Source organism: Pseudomonas sp. LP_7_YM, assembly GCF_004364435.1.
GTDB lineage: Bacteria > Pseudomonadota > Gammaproteobacteria > Pseudomonadales > Pseudomonadaceae > Aquipseudomonas.
This window is the reverse complement of sequence record NZ_SOCT01000043.1, coordinates 1-1,083: the sequence shown is the minus strand read 5'-3', so window position 1 is coordinate 1,083 and position 1,083 is coordinate 1. Positions and strand designations below refer to the sequence as shown.

The 1,083-nt window shown below is 57.4% G+C and carries 1 pseudogene; it reads left to right on the top strand.

The window, feature by feature from the left end:
- Nucleotides 1–1,083 (top strand): annotated as a pseudogene (locus tag EC915_RS24715) (RHS repeat protein); the annotation flags it as partial.

The following is a 1,083-nucleotide window of genomic DNA, read 5'->3' as shown; positions in this document are numbered from 1 at the left end:
TCGACTGATCGAAGAGAAACGCATCGACAACCTGACGCGCCGTTTCAGCTACAACCTCGGCGGTCATCTGACCCGCGTCGATGAAACCGGCTACGAAGACTGCGCCGAACGACCACAGCGCAGCACCGAATTTGAGCGCGACACGATTGGCCGTCTCCTGGCCAAACTCAACGACGATGCACGTCAGGAGTACACCTATGACGAAGGCGACCGGCTGCTGAGCATCCACCGTCTGCCGACGAATACCGGTAAAAACCTCGGCATCAGCGAAGAAACCCTCAAGTTCGAGTACGACCTGCTGGGCCGCCTGATCAAAGAAACCACTGCTCAAGGCGCCTTGGACTACGACTATGATCCGCTAAGCAACCTCACCACGCTGACCCTGCCCACAGGTCAACACCTCAACCACCTGTATTACGGCAGCGGCCACCTGCACCAACTCAACCTCGACGGACTGCTCATCAGCGACATGGAACGCGACGACCTGCACCGCGAGGTTTATCGCACCCAAGGCAAACTCACCAGTTGCTTTGGTTACGACGCCATGGGCCGCAAGAGCTGGCAGTTCGCCTCCGAATTACCGGGCGAAAAGCTCTCGCAGATCTACAACCCCGGCGACAACAGCCTGCTGGTGGACCACGCCTACAACCCGATCCACCGACGCTATGAATACGATCCGGCTGGCGAACTGACCCGCACCCTCGACAAGCTGCGCGGCGAAATCAAATACGAGTACGAGGCCAACGGCCAACTGCACAGCCGCGACACCGGAAAACTGGTCGACAGTGAAGAGTTCAGGTACGACGCGGCAGCCAACCGGCTGAACTTCAACACTAGCCAGTTTGATCACGTCAAAGACAACCGCCTCAAACGCTGGCGCGATCAGGAGTATGCCTACGATGCGTGGGGCAACCTGATTGAAAAGCGCAGCGGCATGAGTAAGCTGCAAAGCTTCAGCTACGACTGTGAAAACAGGCTCGTCAGAGCCGAAACACTGGTCAACGGCAAACTGCACAGTATCGGCACCTATCGCTACGACAGCCTGGGCAGGCGCATCGCCAAAACATCAGAAATAAATGGCCA